Raw genomic sequence first — 435 nt, forward strand, 5'->3', positions numbered from 1 at the left:
AGTAGGGAATCTTCGGCAATGGGGGCAACCCTGACCGAGCAACGCCGCGTGAGTGAAGAAGGTTTTCGGATCGTAAAGCTCTGTTGTAAGTCAAGAACGGGTGTGAGAGTGGAAAGTTCACACTGTGACGGTAGCTTACCAGAAAGGGACGGCTAACTACGTGCCAGCAGCCGCGGTAATACGTAGGTCCCGAGCGTTGTCCGGATTTATTGGGCGTAAAGCGAGCGCAGGCGGTTTGATAAGTCTGAAGTTAAAGGCTGTGGCTCAACCATAGTTCGCTTTGGAAACTGTCAAACTTGAGTGCAGAAGGGGAGAGTGGAATTCCATGTGTAGCGGTGAAATGCGTAGATATATGGAGGAACACCGGTGGCGAAAGCGGCTCTCTGGTCTGTAACTGACGCTGAGGCTCGAAAGCGTGGGGAGCGAACAGGATTA

Annotated in this window: 1 rRNA gene; it reads left to right on the forward strand. The window is 52.4% G+C overall.

What is annotated here, in order from left to right:
• Positions 1–435 (forward strand): 16S ribosomal RNA (locus F8279_RS30020); the annotation flags it as partial.

It is taken from the genome of Micromonospora sp. AMSO1212t (assembly GCF_008868145.1).
In the GTDB taxonomy this organism is placed as follows: Bacteria; Actinomycetota; Actinomycetes; order Mycobacteriales; family Micromonosporaceae; genus Micromonospora; species Micromonospora tulbaghiae.